This is a genomic window from Hydrogenophaga sp. RWCD_12, from assembly GCF_046604225.1.
GTDB lineage: Bacteria > Pseudomonadota > Gammaproteobacteria > Burkholderiales > Burkholderiaceae_C > Hydrogenophaga.
Genome location: NZ_JBKIXC010000001.1, coordinates 1,476,837 through 1,491,929, shown reverse-complemented (window position 1 = coordinate 1,491,929; position 15,093 = coordinate 1,476,837). Strand labels below are relative to the sequence as shown.

The 15,093-nt window shown below is 66.2% G+C and carries 12 protein-coding genes; 9 read left to right on the top strand and 3 right to left on the bottom strand.

What is annotated here, in order from left to right; translation table 11 throughout:
* The 4 genes from ACLIJ1_RS06820 to ACLIJ1_RS06805 all read left to right on the top strand — a co-directional run bounded on the left by ACLIJ1_RS06820 (position 1) and on the right by ACLIJ1_RS06805 (position 4,679).
* Entirely contained in the window at positions 1-906 is a 906-nt protein-coding gene (locus tag ACLIJ1_RS06820) for a UDP-2,3-diacylglucosamine diphosphatase (protein WP_411364717.1), read from the top strand.
* Between the two features lie 22 nt (positions 907-928).
* Positions 929-2,050, top strand: coding sequence for a glycosyltransferase family 4 protein (locus ACLIJ1_RS06815; RefSeq protein ID WP_411364716.1), 1,122 nt, complete (start codon positions 929-931; stop codon positions 2,048-2,050).
* A gap of 62 nt (positions 2,051-2,112) precedes the next feature.
* Positions 2,113-4,206: a polyphosphate kinase 1 gene (gene ppk1, locus ACLIJ1_RS06810; protein ID WP_411364715.1), complete on the top strand. Its 2,094-nt coding sequence runs from the start codon at positions 2,113-2,115 to the stop codon at positions 4,204-4,206.
* On the top strand, positions 4,197-4,679 hold the full coding sequence (locus tag ACLIJ1_RS06805) for a SixA phosphatase family protein (RefSeq protein ID WP_411364714.1): 483 nt from the start codon (positions 4,197-4,199) through the stop codon (positions 4,677-4,679). The genes ppk1 and ACLIJ1_RS06805 overlap by 10 nt, the downstream gene beginning before the upstream one ends.
* Before the next feature lie 12 nt (positions 4,680-4,691).
* On the opposite strand, the gene ACLIJ1_RS06800 is transcribed toward ACLIJ1_RS06805, so the two are convergent.
* From ACLIJ1_RS06800 to ppx, 3 genes are all read right to left on the bottom strand, one after another.
* Positions 4,692-7,649, bottom strand: a complete 2,958-nt coding sequence (locus ACLIJ1_RS06800) for an ATP-binding protein (RefSeq protein ID WP_411364713.1) — start codon at positions 7,647-7,649, stop codon at positions 4,692-4,694.
* Between the two features lie 2 nt (positions 7,650-7,651).
* A complete protein-coding gene (locus tag ACLIJ1_RS06795) occupies positions 7,652-8,764 on the bottom strand; it encodes a response regulator (protein WP_411364712.1) in 1,113 nt (370 codons plus the stop codon).
* Between the two features lie 130 nt (positions 8,765-8,894).
* On the bottom strand, positions 8,895-10,376 hold the full coding sequence (ppx, locus tag ACLIJ1_RS06790; RefSeq protein ID WP_411364711.1) for an exopolyphosphatase: 1,482 nt from the start codon (positions 10,374-10,376) through the stop codon (positions 8,895-8,897).
* A 163-nt stretch (positions 10,377-10,539) separates the two neighbouring features.
* On the opposite strand from ppx, the gene pstS reads away from it, so the two are divergent.
* The 5 genes from pstS to phoU all read left to right on the top strand — a co-directional run bounded on the left by pstS (position 10,540) and on the right by phoU (position 15,042).
* Positions 10,540-11,571 carry a phosphate ABC transporter substrate-binding protein PstS gene (gene pstS, locus ACLIJ1_RS06785; protein ID WP_411364710.1) on the top strand — a complete coding sequence of 344 codons (1,032 nt, stop codon included), beginning with the start codon at positions 10,540-10,542 and terminating at the stop codon, positions 11,569-11,571.
* A 91-nt stretch (positions 11,572-11,662) separates the two neighbouring features.
* Positions 11,663-12,661, top strand: a complete 999-nt coding sequence (gene pstC, locus ACLIJ1_RS06780; protein ID WP_411364709.1) for a phosphate ABC transporter permease subunit PstC — start codon at positions 11,663-11,665, stop codon at positions 12,659-12,661.
* 2 nt (positions 12,662-12,663) lie between these two features.
* Entirely contained in the window at positions 12,664-13,521 is an 858-nt protein-coding gene (gene pstA / locus ACLIJ1_RS06775; RefSeq protein ID WP_411364708.1) for a phosphate ABC transporter permease PstA, read from the top strand.
* Between the two features lie 28 nt (positions 13,522-13,549).
* Positions 13,550-14,326 (top strand): phosphate ABC transporter ATP-binding protein PstB, encoded by a 777-nt coding sequence (gene pstB / locus ACLIJ1_RS06770; RefSeq protein ID WP_411364707.1) that lies wholly within the window; start codon positions 13,550-13,552, stop codon positions 14,324-14,326.
* A gap of 14 nt (positions 14,327-14,340) precedes the next feature.
* Entirely contained in the window at positions 14,341-15,042 is a 702-nt protein-coding gene (phoU, locus tag ACLIJ1_RS06765; RefSeq protein WP_411364706.1) for a phosphate signaling complex protein PhoU, read from the top strand.
* Positions 15,043-15,093: the final 51 nt, after the last annotated feature.

Here is a 15,093-nt window from a genome sequence, read left to right as displayed (position 1 = left end):
ATGGTTCCTCACCGCGCCGCCTTCGGAGTCATCCCCCCGGGGCAGCGTCGGTGGCCCGGCGGAGGCGGTTCCGCGGCTCCTGTGGATGGGGTCACCCCTCCGGCTTCGCGTCGGTTGCGCGCGGTCTTCATTTCTGACATACACCTCGGGACGGCCGGCTGCCAGGCCGAGGCGCTGCTCGATTTCCTCAAGCACCATCCGAGCGACACGCTGTACCTGGTCGGCGACATCGTCGACGGCTGGCAGATGCGGCGGCGCTGGTTCTGGCCGCAGGCGCACAACGACGTGGTGCAAAAGCTGCTGCGCCGGGCGCGCAAAGGCTGCCGCGTGGTGTTCGTGCCGGGCAACCACGACGAATTCGCCCGCCAGTTCGACGGCCTGCATTTCGGCGGCATCGAGGTGGCCAATGAAGCGGTGCACACCACCGCCGATGGCAAGCGCCTGTGGGTGATCCACGGTGACCACTTCGACGGTGTGATCCAGTGCGCCAAGTGGCTCGCCTATGTCGGTGACCGGGCCTACGGCATCACGCTGGAGATCAACCGCCACTTCAACCGCGTCCGTCACCGCCTGGGCATGCCGTACTGGTCGCTCTCGCAGTACCTGAAGCACAAGGTCAAGCGCGCGGTCAGTCACGTCAACCACTTTGAAGAGGCTGTTGCAGCCGAGGCGAGGGCGCGGGGTTACCAGGGTGTGGTCTGTGGCCACATCCACCGGCCCGAGATGCGCGAGATCGAGGGCACGCTCTACCTCAACGACGGCGACTGGGTCGAAAGCCTGTCGGCCCTGGTCGAACACATGGACGGGCGGCTGGAGCTGGTGCACTGGCACCGCCTGGGCCACGACGACCTGTCGATGCCCGAACCCGAGCCAGTGGCCGAAATCGCCGACCTCGTGCCGGCATGACCCAGGGACTGAGGAGACCAACATGAAGATCCTGCTCGTGACCGATGCCTGGCAACCCCAGGTCAATGGCGTGGTGACCACGCTGGTCGAACTGGTGCGCCAAGTGCAGTCGCTGGGCCACGAGGTGGTAGTGATCCATCCGGCGCAGTTCCGCACTCGTCCATGTCCCGGCTACGCGGGCATCGATCTGGCGCTGTTTCCAGGACGCCGCTTGCGGCAGCTGATCGATGAAGCGCAGCCGGACGCGATCCACATTGCTACCGAGGGCCCGCTGGGCTGGGCCGCGCGGCGCCACTGCCTGCGCCGCAAGCTGCCGTTCACCACGGCTTACCACACCCGTTTTCCCGAGATGCTGCACGTCGCGCTGAAGGTGCCGCTGTCCTGGGCCTATGCGCTGTTCCGCCGGTTTCATCGGCCGAGCCAGGGGGTTCTGGTGCCGACCAGTGGTGTGATGGACCTGTTGCGGCAGCGGGGGTTCGCCAACCTGCGCGAATGGACCCACGGCGTCGACACCGCACTGTTCGGCTTTCTGCCGGAGCCGCGCGCGTGCGCCGGGCTGGGCGACCTGCCGCGGCCGGTGAGCCTGTTTGTCGGTCGACTCTCGCACGAGAAAAACATCCAGGCATACCTGGACCTCGACATCCCGGGCAGCAAGGTGGTGTGCGGCGTTGGTCCGCTGGAAGCGTCGCTGCGCGAACGGTATCCCGATGTGCACTGGGTCGGTGCGCTTCCGCGTCGAGAGCTGGTCGAGGTCTATGGCGCAGCCGACGTGTTCGTGTTTCCCAGCCTGCACGAGACTTTTGGTCTGGTGATGCTTGAAGCGATGTCGTGCGGCGTGCCGGTGGCAGCTTTCCCGGTCGACGGGCCGCTGCAGGTGATCGCGGATTCGCCGGGCGGCGTGATGCGCAATGACCTGCGCCAGGCCTGGTCAGAAGCGCTGAAGATTCCCCGCCAGCTGGCCCGCGGGCGGGCGCTGGAATTTGGCTGGGACCGGGCCGCGGAGCTGTTCCTGGGTCATCTGGTACCGCTTGCGCCACGGCGCCGTTCGCCCCGTTCGCGTCCCCACACCCTGAACGAAGAATCGGCCGTGCTGGCCCTGCAGCGCATCCAAGTGTCACAAGAACGTCATCCATTGGTCGAATAATCGTCATTGAATCGAGGCAGCGACCCCACCTCTGTGCAACCCATCGGTCGCTGCACACCCCAATGAACGCTGCCCACAAGACCATTTCACCGACCTTTCTCGACCGGGACCAGAGCATCCTGGGCTTCAACGAACGCGTCCTGGACTGGGCCCAACGCGAGGACGTTCCGCTGCTGGAACGCCTGCGCTACCTGTGCATCGTCTCTTCCAACCTCGACGAGTTTTTCGAGGTGCGCATGGCGCCGCAACTGGCCGCGTTCAACGCCAACGAGCAGCGCGGCCCACAGACCGCGGCCGGCTACGAGCGCCTGAGCACGAGGCTGCACGAACTGGTGGCTCGGCAATACGCGATCTACAACGAGCAGCTGTTGCCCCTGCTGGACAAGAAAGGCATCAAGCTGGTTTCGCACGGCGAGCGCGATGTGCGCCAGCGCCGTTGGGTCAAGGAATTCTTCGAGCGGGAGGTGCGGCCCTTGCTGCTGCCCGTGGGCCTGGACCCGTCGCATCCGTTTCCGCAGGTGGCCAACAAGTCGCTCAACTTCATTGTCCGCCTGCGCGGCAAGGATGCGTTCGGTCGCGAGAACGAGGTGGCGATCGTCAAGGTGCCCCGCAGCCTGCCGCGCTTCGTGCGCATGCCGGCCAGCCGGGGCTCGAAGCAGAACCTGTTCGTCTCCATCTCCAGCCTGATCCGTTCGCACCTGGCCGACCTGTTCCCGGGCCGGCAGGTGACGCAGTTCTCACAGTTCCGCATCACGCGCCATTCCGACCTCGCGGTCGACGAAGAGGAAGTCAAGAACCTGCGCACCGCGCTGCGCCTGGGTTTGCAGCAACGCCATTTCGGCGAGGCGCTGCGGCTGGAGGTGTCGGCCGGCTGCTCAGAATTCCTGTCGGCGTTCCTGCTGGAGCAGTTTGCGCTGCCTTCGCAGGCTTTGTACCGTGTGCCGGGTCCGGTGAACCTGGTGCGCATGAACCAGTTGATCGACCAGGTGGAGGCGCCCGGGCTGCGCTTTGCGCGCCACACGCCGGGATGGCCGGTGCAGCTGGTGCCAGGGCAGTCGTTCTTCGAGCGTCTGCGGCAGGGCGACGTACTGATCCACCAGCCTTACGAGAGCTTCGACGCCGTGCTCGCTTTTCTGCGCGAGGCGGTCGAAGACCCCGACGTGCTGGCGATCCGCCAGACCATCTACCGCACCGGCAGCAAGGCCGAAATGATCGACCTGCTGCGCGAAGCCGTTCGCCGGGGCAAGGAAGTCACGGCGGTGGTCGAGCTCAAGGCGCGCTTCGACGAAGAAACCAACATCAACTACGCCGAACGGCTGGAGTCGGTCGGCGCGCAGGTGGTCTACGGCGTCGTGGGGCTCAAGACCCACGCCAAGATGCTGCTGGTGACACGGCGCGAAGGCGCTGCGCTGCGGCGATACGCGCATGTGTCGACCGGCAACTACAACCCCGGCACCGCGCGCCTGTACACCGACCTGAGCATGCTCACGGCCGACCGCGCGCTGACCGAAGACATCGAACAGGTGTTCCTGCACCTGGCCAGCCAGAGCCGGCTGCCTCGCCTGAAGAAGGCGCTGATCGCGCCCTTCAACCTGCACAAGACCATGCTCGAACTGGTAGAACGGGCAGGGCGGGCCGCCGAAGCGGGCAAGGATGCGCGCATCATCCTCAAGATGAATGCCTTGACCGACGAACCCCTGGCGCGCGCGCTGGCGCGCGCCTCCCAGCAGGGCGCGAGCATCGACCTGATCGTGCGCGGCGCCTGCATCCTGCCGGCGCAGGTGCCCGGCGTGACCGAGAACCTGCGGGTGCGCTCGGTGATTGGCCGCCTGCTGGAGCATTCGCGGGTGTTCTATTTCCGCATCGACGGCGAAGAGCAGCTCTGGCTCTCCAGCGCCGACTGGATGAACCGCAACATGCTGCGGCGGGTCGAACTGGCCTGGCCGGTCACCGACCCGGCCCTTCGCCAGCGGGTGCTCGACGAATGCCTTTCGGCCTACCTGCACGACAGCCGCGACGCGTGGCTCCTGCAGCCCGATGGCGAATACCGCCGCGCGTCTGACCTTCTGTCCGCCGGCGAGCAACCGCTGTCGGCGCAGGCCGCGCTGATGGCGCGTTACGGCCACCACCAACCGGAGTCCGGCACATGGAACTGATTCTCTGGCGCCACGCCGAAGCAGTGGACCATCCGCACGGCGAAGACGGTGTGGGCGGCGATGCGCTCGATCTGGAGCGCCGCCTGACCACCCGCGGCGAAAAGCAGGCCGCGCGCATGGCGGCCTGGCTCGACCGGCAACTGCCCGATGGCGCCCGCGTTTTCGCGAGCCCGGCACAGCGCACGGTGCAGACCGCGCAGGCACTGGGCCGCAAGTTCAAGCAGCGCGACGAGCTGCTGCCCGGTGCCGATCCGGCGGCGGTGCTGGCACTGGCGGGCTGGCCCGACGGCCGCGGACCGGTCGTGATCATCGGTCACCAGCCCACGTTGGGTCAGGTGATCGGTAAGCTGCTGGGGCTGCCCGACACCGAGTGCCCGATGCGCAAGGGCGCCATCTGGTGGCTGCGCGAGCGCGAGCGCGGCGGCGTGATGCAGACCGTCATCGTGACGGTGCAGACGCCTGAGCTGGTCTGAGGAGCGGCCGACTCAGGCCGCTTCCAGCGCCTCGCGCGTGCCCTGGATCACCTGATCGAGGCTGCCGTCGTCGGCGAAGGCCTCGGGGTCTTCGACCAGGGAACGCATCTCCAGCGCCTCGCAGACCTGCGCCAGCCGTGAAGCGCAGGTGTTCAGAGCCGCCCCCTTGAGCTGGTGCGCCGCGTTGCCCAGCGCCTGGTGATCGCGTGCGGCCATCGCCCGGTGGATCTCGCCCTTGCGGGTGTCCAGCTCGGCCAGAAAGTCCTGCACGATGGCGCTGCGCACCTTGCCCGCGCCGCTGTCGAACTCGCCCAGCATCGCCCAGCGCTCGACATTGATCCAGGGGGCTACCTTGGCTTCGGCGGGCAGCAGGGGCGCGCCGGTCATGGTCTCCGGCCCCAGGGCTTCGTTGTCGCCCAGCCAGCGCTGCAGGGCCAGGCCGAGGGTGTGCAGTTCCAGCGGCTTGGCCAGGTAGTCCGACATGCCCGATTCCAGACAACGGATGCGGTCGTTGGGCAGGCTCGACGCCGAGACGCCCAGCACGATCGGGGCGTCGGCCCCGAGGCGTTCGCGGATCTGCAGCGTGGTGGCGGCGCCGTCCATTTCGGGCATGTGGCTGTCCATCAGCACCAGCGCGTAAGGCCGGTGCTCGCGCTGCGCCTGCTCCACCGCCTCCACCGCGCGCAGCCCGTTGTCGCGCGTGTCGTGCAGGTAACCCAGCCGGGTCAGCATGGCGGACGCCACCTTGAGGTTGGTCAGGTTGTCGTCGACCACCAGCAGGCGGTACGAACCCACCGCCAGCCGCAGCTCGGGCACGGTGGTCGACGGGATGTCGCCGGCTTGCGCCAGACTGGTCTGGATGGTGAACGAGAAGGTCGAGCCGACGCCGGTCTGGCTGTTGACCTGGATCTTGCCGCCCATGCGTTCGACCAGGTAGCGGCAGATCATCAGTCCCAGGCCGGTGCCGCCATACACCCGCGCGGTCGAGGTGTCGCCCTGCGAGAAAGGCTGGAACAGCTCACCCAGGCGCTGCGGCGAGATGCCGACCCCGGTGTCACTCACGCTGAAACCCAGCGTCATCGGATCGCCCGCCTGTTCGACCCAGGCGCGCAGCGTGACATCGCCGTGGTGGGTGAACTTGACGGCATTGGACAGCAGGTTCAGCAGCACCTGGCGCAGGCGGGTGATGTCGCTCACGATGGCCTGCGGCAGGTCCGGCCGCAGATCGACCCGCAGCTGCAATCCCTTCTCCTGGGACTTCAGCCGCGCGATGTCGCAGACGCCGCGGATCGCGGCGTGCAGGTCCATCGGCAGGTGCTCCAGCGACAGCTTGCCGGACTCGATCTTGGAGAAATCAAGGATGTCGTCGACCACCGAAAGCAGCTGCTCGCTCGACACCTTGAGCACCCCCAGGAGTTCCTTCTGGGAGCGGTTCAGGCCGGTGTCGCCCAGGAGCTGGCTCATGCCGACCACGCCGTTGAGCGGGGTGCGGATCTCGTGGCTCATCACGGCCAGGAAGCCGGCCTTGGCCTTGACCGCTGCCAGCGCCTCTTCGCGCGAGGTGGCAAGTTCGGCGGTGCGCACCCGGACGCGTTCTTCGAGCAGCAGCGTGGCTTCGCGCAGCGCCTTGTTCTTGCGTTTGACCGCCCGGTTGTAGGCCTGCAGCTTCGCCGCACTGTCGTGCATCACCCGCGACAGGTTATAGACCTCGCGGAACGGTGCATTTTCCTGGACTGGCGGGACGCTGCCTGTACCGACCAGGGTGGCCGCCTTGTTGAGGCGCCGGAACTGTGCCGACAGGCGCCGGGCGACGAGAAAAGCCACCAGCGCGCCAAAGCCGATCAGCGCCGCCATCGCCAGCAGGGCCCACTGCCGCGCCTGCAGCACATGGGCCGTGAAGTCCTGCTCCGGCGCGACCACGACCAGCTGCCAGTCGAGCTGGTACTTGCTGCCGAAGGGCCGGTGCAGGGCGATCAGGCGGTTGCTGGTCAGGCCCAGTCGCTGCAGCCAGTCGCTGCCGGTTTCCAGCCGCACCAGGCCCTGTTCGCCCTTCGATGCCTGACGGTCCGGCGCGAACAGCTGGGCGTAGGACTCGCGCACCAGCGCCTCGCGGCTTTGCAGTGGTGTGATGCGCTGGTGCTTGTCGTTGACCAGCGTGCTCAGGTCCTCGTCGACCGACGAGGCGACCATGCGCCCCTGGCCGTCGACCAGGTAGGTCACCGCGTGGTCGCTGATGCGCGTGCTGCGGATCAGGTCGGTCAGGCGCGCCAGGCTCATGTCGACCGCCATCACGCCCAGCAGCGTCTTGCCGTCGGCGTCGAAGATCGGCTGGGCCAGCGTCAGGTCGAACTGGTTCTTGACCGCCGACCGGTAGACGTCGGTGAACACACGCTTGCCGGTGCTGGCGGCCAGCTGGTACCAGGGGCGCTTGCGCGGGTCGTAGACCGTGGTCTCGGTCTTGATCAGGCGGCTGCGGTCGCCCGGCTCGGTGATTTCATAGTGGCGGCGTCCACTATCGCCCGGCAGGATCTCGCGCACGACGAAGCGGCCTTCTTCGCGCTCCAGGCCGAAGAAGCTGCCGTCGGTGGTGCCGAAATACAGGTACGGCACGTTGGGCGACTGCTGCGTGAGCGCGTAGGCCATCAGCTCGAAAGCTGCCGTGTCGTGCAGCCAGTTGCGGGTGCGCTCGGCTTCGGCTCCGCTGGTGGTCACGGGCGGCACCAGCGCGTTGACCACGGTGTGCGATTCGCCCAGGTGGGCCAGCGCCCCGACATCCACCCGGTGGGCGGCCTGGCTGATGGCGTTCTCGGCCAGGGTGTCGATGGCCTGCGAGCTGTTGGACGACAGCAGCCACGAGACGAGCAGCGCCGGCAGCAGGGCCGACAGCACCAGGGCCGCAATCAGGCTCGGACCCAGCGACAGACGCCGCCGTTGGGGCGCAGGCGCCGCAGAGGATGGATCGCCCGCCATGCTCAATGCGCCGGCAGCGGGTCGACCGCACACACCTCGATCGCCACCCGCCGGTGAGGCAACTGGATGACCTGGCGCGCCACCGGCTGCACGGCACCGGTGACGCTGCGCAGCACCGGAATCGTGACCGTGATGGGGTGTTGTACCTGCTGGTGACGCTGGATGGCCAGGGTGTCGACCACGGTCTCTCCCACCGGCAGCAGCTGTGTCGTGCCGCCCAGCAGTCCTTCCAGCCGCATCATCGCCACCGGGCCGGTGTGCAGCGCGATGCCGACCTCGAAGCGGGGAAGGTCCTTGCCGGGGAACTGTTGACGCAGCCAGGGCTTCATGGCCGTGGCCGCGTTGCGCAGCCCCAGCGCGGCCTTGACGGCGCGCAGTCCGTGCCGCGCGGTGGTGCCGGGCTGGTCGGCAAACAGGGTCAGCAGGCCATCGCCCACGAAATGCACCGAGCTGGCACCGAACAGATGGACGGTGTCGCCGCTGCTTTCGTAGAAGCGCTGCAGCACCCGGGCCAGCTGTGGTGGCTCCAGCGCCGAGAGCCAGTTGCCGTAGTGCCGCAGGTCGGCGAACAGCATCGTGGCCTGCGGGTGCAGGGTTTCCTGGCTGCCTTGCGACTCCCCGGGCCACTGTTCGCTCAGTTCGCGAGCGAGCCGCTTCTCAAACTGTTCCTGCAGGGTCCAGGCCTGGTCTTCCAGCGCCTGCGTCACGGCATCCTTGACGACCAGTTCCCGCGCGGCAGCGCGCATCGCCTGGCGGTTGAGCTGGGCCGAGACGGCCTGCGCCAGCTCGGTCGGGTGCACCGGTTTGGTCAGGTAGTCGTCGGCACCCAGGTTCATGCCCTGGCGCATGTCGCCGCGCTCCTGCATCGAGGTCACCAGGATGAAGGGCGTCTGGTTCAGGCTGGGGTTTTCCCGCACTTCGCGCAGCAGCTCGAAGCCGGACAGGCCCGGCATGTTGATGTCGCTGACCACGAGATCGGGCTGGCACTGGCGGATCGTCAGCCAGGCCGACTGGCCATTGTTGGCGGCCATCACCGTGTGCCCCTGCAGGTGCAGCGTCGCCTCGATCAGTCGCAAGGTTCCGGCGTCGTCTTCCGCCACCACTATCAATGCCATCGTTGCCCGCTTTTTGTCGCCCGTGCGGGCTTTGTGGCCCGATCCTACCGGGTCGGCGCACCAATTTCCGTCAGTACCCACTCAGCGCTGGACCCCGGCGTCGCACACGGTCGACGCCGGTGTGCGGCTTTCAACGAATGTCGGCCTGAAATTTCCAGGCCGACTTCTGCCAGGCCAGCAGTTCCTCGCCCAGCAGCCAGGCCGACTGGGGAAACTTGCGCGACCAGCCTTCGGGTGTCACCAGCCGGAAGGCCCCAGTCTTGTAAGACAGCTTGAGCGGCTCGTGCTCTGGCGCCCGGCGCGCGTGGCACAGGATCACGGCCAGACGCAGGCAGAGCAGCTGTTTGGCGAACAGCTCGTCGGCCAGCTCGACCTCCAGCTTGCGCAGCTTGCCGCGCTGGCCCAGCACCAGCTGGCTCATGCGGTGCAGCTCCGGGAACGAAAAGCCGGGCGCGTCGACGTTGTCGAGGATGTAGGCGCCGTGGTGGTAGGCACGCTCATGCGAAATGTGGGTGCCGATCTCGTGCAGCCGCGCGGCCCAGGCCAGCTTCTGGGAAAAGCGCTCATTCGCAGCGCCCGCGGCGACCTGGGCGAACAGTCCCGTGGCGACGGCGCTGACCCGCTGGGCCTGGGCGGCGTCGACCGAAAAGCGCTCGCTGAGCCAGCGCACCGTGCGTTCACGCACATCGCCTTCGCCGGTGTCGCGTTCGATCAGGTCGTACAAGGCCCCGTGGCGCAGTGCGCCCTGGGCCGGCAGCATCTCGCGGATGCCGAACAGGTCGAACACCGCCCTCAGCACGCTGACGCCGCCGCCGATCACCGGCCGGCGGTCGTCCTTCATGCCTTCCATCTTCAGCTGGTCGGCATTGCCGGCCTTGATCAGCCGCTCGACCAGCCAGTCCAGGCCCTCGCGGCTGACCGCGCCGGCCGGCCAGCCGTTGGCCGTCAGCACATCAGCGACCGCCCCCACGGTGCCCGAAGAGCCATAGGCGACCTGCCATTGCGAGCGGGGAAAGACATCCAGCGCCTGGTCAAGCACCGCCTTGGCGGCAATTTCCGCAGTGCGAAATGCATCCTGGCTGAACTGGCCCTTGCCGAAATAGCGCGTCGACCAGGCCACGCTGCCCAGCCGGTACGACTCCATCTGCTCGGCCCGGTAGCCCTGGCCCAGGATCAGCTCGGTCGAGCGGCCGCCGATGTCAACCACCAGCCGGCGCTCGTCCGACTGCGGCAGCAGGTGCGACACGCCCTGGTAGATCAGGCGGGCTTCTTCGTGCCCGGAAATCACCTCGATGCCGAAACCCAGGATGGTCTGGGCCTTGGCCAGGAATTCGTCACGGTTGCGCGCTTCTCGCAGGGTCTGGGTCGCCACTGCGCGGACCTGTTGCTTGCGAAAACCATGCAGCCGCTCGGCAAAACGCGCCAGGCAATCCCAGCCCCGCTGCATGGCGGCCTGGCTGAGCATCTTGTTCTCGTCCAGGCCGTTGCCCTGGCGCACGGTCTCCTTCAGGTATTCGGTGCGCTCGATGTGACCCGACTGAAAACGCCCGATTTCGAGGCGAAAGCTGTTGGAGCCAAGGTCGATGGCGGCGAGAAGGGTTCCGTTTTGCATGGGGGAGGGCGGTCAGGTGTGCGGCGATTGTGACGCATGACCGAGGTGCCACCGGGGCATCTGTGCGCACGGTTTGTGACATCGCCGATTTGTCACATTGATGTCACAGAGCGACCCTAGAGTGGCGGCTGTGGACTTTTTCCCCTACCCCCGAGGAACCCGAATGAACACCAAACGCACCATCCTGAAGACCCTGGCCGCCGCCGCTCTGGCCACCATGGCCATGGGCACCGCCTTCGCCGCCGACATCACCGGCGCTGGCGCCACCTTCCCGTTCCCGGTCTACGCCAAGTGGGCCGAGGCCTACAAGAAGGAAACCGGTACCGGTTTGAACTACCAGTCGATCGGTTCGTCCGGTGGCATCAAGCAGATCCGTGCCAAGACCGTGACCTTCGGTGCCACCGACGCTCCTGTGCCCGGCGCCGATCTGGACAAGGACGGCATGATCCAGTTCCCGGCCATCATCGGCGGAACGGTCCCGGTCGTGAACCTGGAAGGCTTCAAGCCCGGTGAACTGCGCGTGAGCGGTCCGGTGCTGGCCGAGATGTTCCTGGGCACCATCAGCAAGTGGAACGATCCCAAGCTGGCCGCCCTGAACCCCGGCAAGAAGCTGCCGGAAGAAAACATCACCATCGTGCACCGCGCCGACGGTTCGGGCACCACGTTCAACTTCACCGACTACCTGACCTCGGTCAGCAAGGCCTGGGCTGATGGCGTTGGCAAGGGTGCTGCCGTCAAGTGGCCGGCCGCTTCCTCGGTCGGTGGCAAGGGCAACGAAGGCGTCGCCGCCAACGTCAACCGCGTCAAGGGTGCGCTGGGTTACGTCGAGTACGCCTACGTCAAGAAGAACAACATGACCTTCCTGCAGATGCAGAACGTCGATGGCAAGTTCGTCAGCCCCGACGACACGACCTTCGCTGCCGCCGCCGCCAGCGCCGACTGGTTCAGCGTGCCCGGCATGGGCGTGTCCATGGTCAACGCCAAGGGCGCTTCCAGCTGGCCCATCAGCACCGCCTCGTTCATCCTGATGTACAAGCAGCCGGAAGACAAGGCTGCCTCCGCCGAAGCCCTGAAGTTCTTCGACTGGGCCTTCAGCAAGGGCAAAACCCTGGCCACCGACCTCGACTACGTGCCGCTGCCCGACGCCCTGACTGCCCAGATCCGCTCCAAGGTCTGGAACCAGGTCGCCAAGTAAGCACCACCCTCCCGGCCCGGGCCCTGGTGCACACTGTGCGCCGGTTCCCGGGCCTTTTCAGCGGTTTGAAAGCACCTGGAGGGGACCCAACATGAGCGTGGGCATCACCATGAGTACGTCACCGGTGGCCGAGGCGTCGGCCGCACCCCGCATGCAGTCGATCGCGCGTCGCCAGCGGCTGCAAGACCTGTTTTTCCACCGGATCACGCAGGGTTTTTCCCTGCTGGTGCTGGTCGCCCTGATGGGCATCCTGATTTCCCTCTTCGTCAACGCGTTGCCCGCGTTCCAGAAGTTCGGCGCCCGGTTCATCTGGTACGTCGAATGGGACATCATCAATGAAGAGTTCGGTGCCGCGATCGCGATTGTCGGCACGCTGGCCAGCGCGGGCATCGCCCTGCTGATCGCGGTGCCGCTGGCGTTCGGCATTGCGCTGTTCCTGACCGAAACCTGCCCGACCTGGCTGCGCCGCCCGCTGGGCACCGCCATCGAGCTGCTGGCGGCCGTGCCTTCGATCATCTACGGCATGTTCGGCCTGTTCGTGTTTGCACCGCTGTTTGCCGACTACCTGCAGGTGCCCTTGCAGAAGGTGCTGGGTGGCATGCCACTGATCGGGTTCCTGTTCGGAGGCTCGACCAACGGCATGGGCATCCTGGCGGCCGGCATCGTGCTGGCCTTCATGGTGCTGCCCTTCGTGGCCGCCGTGATGCGCGACGTGTTCGAGATCGTGCCTCCGATCCTGCGCGAGTCGGCCTACGGCCTGGGTTGCACAACCTGGGAAGTGGTGCGCCGTGTGGTCCTGCCGTACACGCAGAAGGGCGTCATCGGTGGGGTGATGCTCGGTCTGGGCCGCGCGCTGGGCGAGACAATGGCTGTCACTTTCGTGATCGGCAACGCCAACCGCATGCCGACCTCGCTGTTCTCTCCGGGCACGTCGATCGCGTCGACCCTGGCCAACGAATTCGGCGAGGCCGCCGACTTCCACATTTCCGCCCTGTTCGCACTGGGCTTCCTGCTGTTCGTGATCACCTTCGTCGTGCTGGCACTGGCCAAGTGGATGATCATCCGCGGCGAAAAGGCCAAAGGACTCTGACCATGAAGGACTTCAACCAGGCGATCTACCGCCGCCGCAAGTTCTCCAACGCGATTGGCCTGACCATGTCCATGGGTTCCATGGTGCTGGGTCTGGCGGTGCTGCTGTGGATCCTGTTCGTGCTGCTGTCCAATGGTGTGTCGGCACTCGATGCCAACCTGTTCACCCAGGACACGCCGGCGCCCGGCACCGAGGGCGGTGGTCTGCGCAATGCCATCGTCGGCAGCCTGATGATGGTCGGCTGCACCGTGCTGTTTGCAACCCCGGTCGGCATCCTGGCCGGGATCTACCTAGCCGAGTACGGCGACACCAGCAAGACCGCCGGTCTGACCCGCTTCGTGACCGACATCATGCTGTCGGCCCCCTCGATCGTGCTGGGCCTGTTCGTCTACGCCATCGCGGTGGCAACCATGGGCGGCTTCTCCGGCTGGGCCGGCACGCTGGCGCTGTCATTGATCGCCGTGCCGGTGATCGTGCGCACCACCGAAAACATGCTGCGCCTCGTGCCCGGCAGCCTGCGCGAAGCAGCCTTCGCCCTGGGTGCGCCGCGCTGGAAGGTGGCCACCATGGTGACGCTGCGCGCCGCCAAGAGCGGTGTCATGACGGGCCTGCTGCTGGCGGTGGCCCGCATCAGCGGCGAAACTGCGCCGCTGCTGTTCACCGCGCTGAACAACCAGTTCTTCAACGCCGACATGAGCAAGCCGATGGCCAACCTGCCGGTGGTGATCTTCCAGTTCGCCATGAGCCCCTACGACAACTGGATCCGCCTTGCCTGGGCCGGTGCGCTGCTGATCACCCTGGCCGTGCTGTTGCTCAACATCGTGGCCCGCCTGTTCTTCCGCGACCGGGCGGCACACTGATCCTCCATCTTCAAAAAGGCACCTACCCATGCCCACCACGATCACCACCGAGAAGAACGCGCTCGAAGTGCGCGACCTGAATTTCTACTACGGCAAGTTCCAAGGCCTCAAGAGCGTGTCGATGGACATCGCCGAGAACAAGGTCACCGCCTTCATCGGCCCGTCTGGCTGCGGCAAGTCCACACTGCTGCGCACGCTCAACCGCATGTACAGCCTCTACCCGGGCCAGCGTGCCGAAGGACAGATCAACTTCTACGGTGAGAACATCCTCGACCCGAAGCAGGATCTGAACCTGCTGCGCGCCCGCATCGGCATGGTGTTCCAGAAGCCGACACCGTTCCCGATGTCGATCTACGACAACATCGCCTTCGGCGTGAAGCTCTACGAAAACCTGAGCAGCAGCGAGATGGACGACCGGGTCGAATGGGCGCTGACCAAGGCCGCGCTGTGGAATGAAGTGAAGGACAAGCTCGACCAGAGCGGTCTCTCCCTGTCGGGTGGTCAGCAGCAACGCCTGTGCATCGCGCGCAGCGTCGCGGTCAAGCCGTCGGTGCTTCTGCTGGATGAGCCCACCTCGGCCCTGGACCCGATCTCGACCGGCAAGGTCGAAGAACTGGTGCACGAGCTCAAGAAGGACTACACCATCGCCATCGTCACACACAACATGCAGCAGGCAGCGCGCTGCAGCGACTTCACGGCCTACATGTACCTGGGCGAGCTGATCGAGTTCGGTTCCACCGAACAGATCTTCTTCAAGCCCACGCGCACCGAGACCGAGGACTACATCACCGGCCGCTTCGGCTGATCAGGGAGAACTACATGGGTGACAAACACATTTCCAGCCAGTTCGACGTCGAGCTCAACGGCATCTCCACGCATGTGCTGGAGATGGGTGGGCTGGTCGAGTCGCAACTGCACCAGGCGGTGTACGCCCTGGTGCACCTGAGTCTGGAGACCGCCGACCAGGTGCTCGAGACCGAACACCGCATCAACCAGATGGAAGTGAACATCGATCACGCCATCATCTCCACCATCGGGCGTCGCCAGCCCACGGCGCGCGACCTGCGCTTCCTGATGGCGATCTCGCGCACCACGCAGAACCTGGAACGCGCCGGCGACGAGATCGCCCGGGTGGCGCGCATGGTCAAGTCCATCATCGAAAGCGGCTCGCCGCGTTCGCTGCCGATCTCCGAGCTGCGGCTGGCGGCCGATCTGGCCGCGGGCATGCTGCGCAAGACACTCGACTCGTTCGCGCGCCTGGACGTCAACATGGCGCTGGCGATCATCAAGGACGACGACGCGATCGACGGCGAATACAACGGCTTCCTGCGCAAGCTGATCACCTACATGATGGAAGATCCGCGCACCATCTCGCCGAGCCTGGATTTGCTGTTCCTGGCCAAGTCGCTGGAGCGCGTCGGCGACCACGCGAAAAACATTGCCGAGCAGATCATCTTCGTGGTCAAGGGCGAGGACGTGCGGCACAGCCCGATGGACAAAGTGGAATCGGTCGTCGGATGATCATCATGAGACCCCCACGCTTCCTCGCGTTGCTCGGAGCGCTGCCCCCCG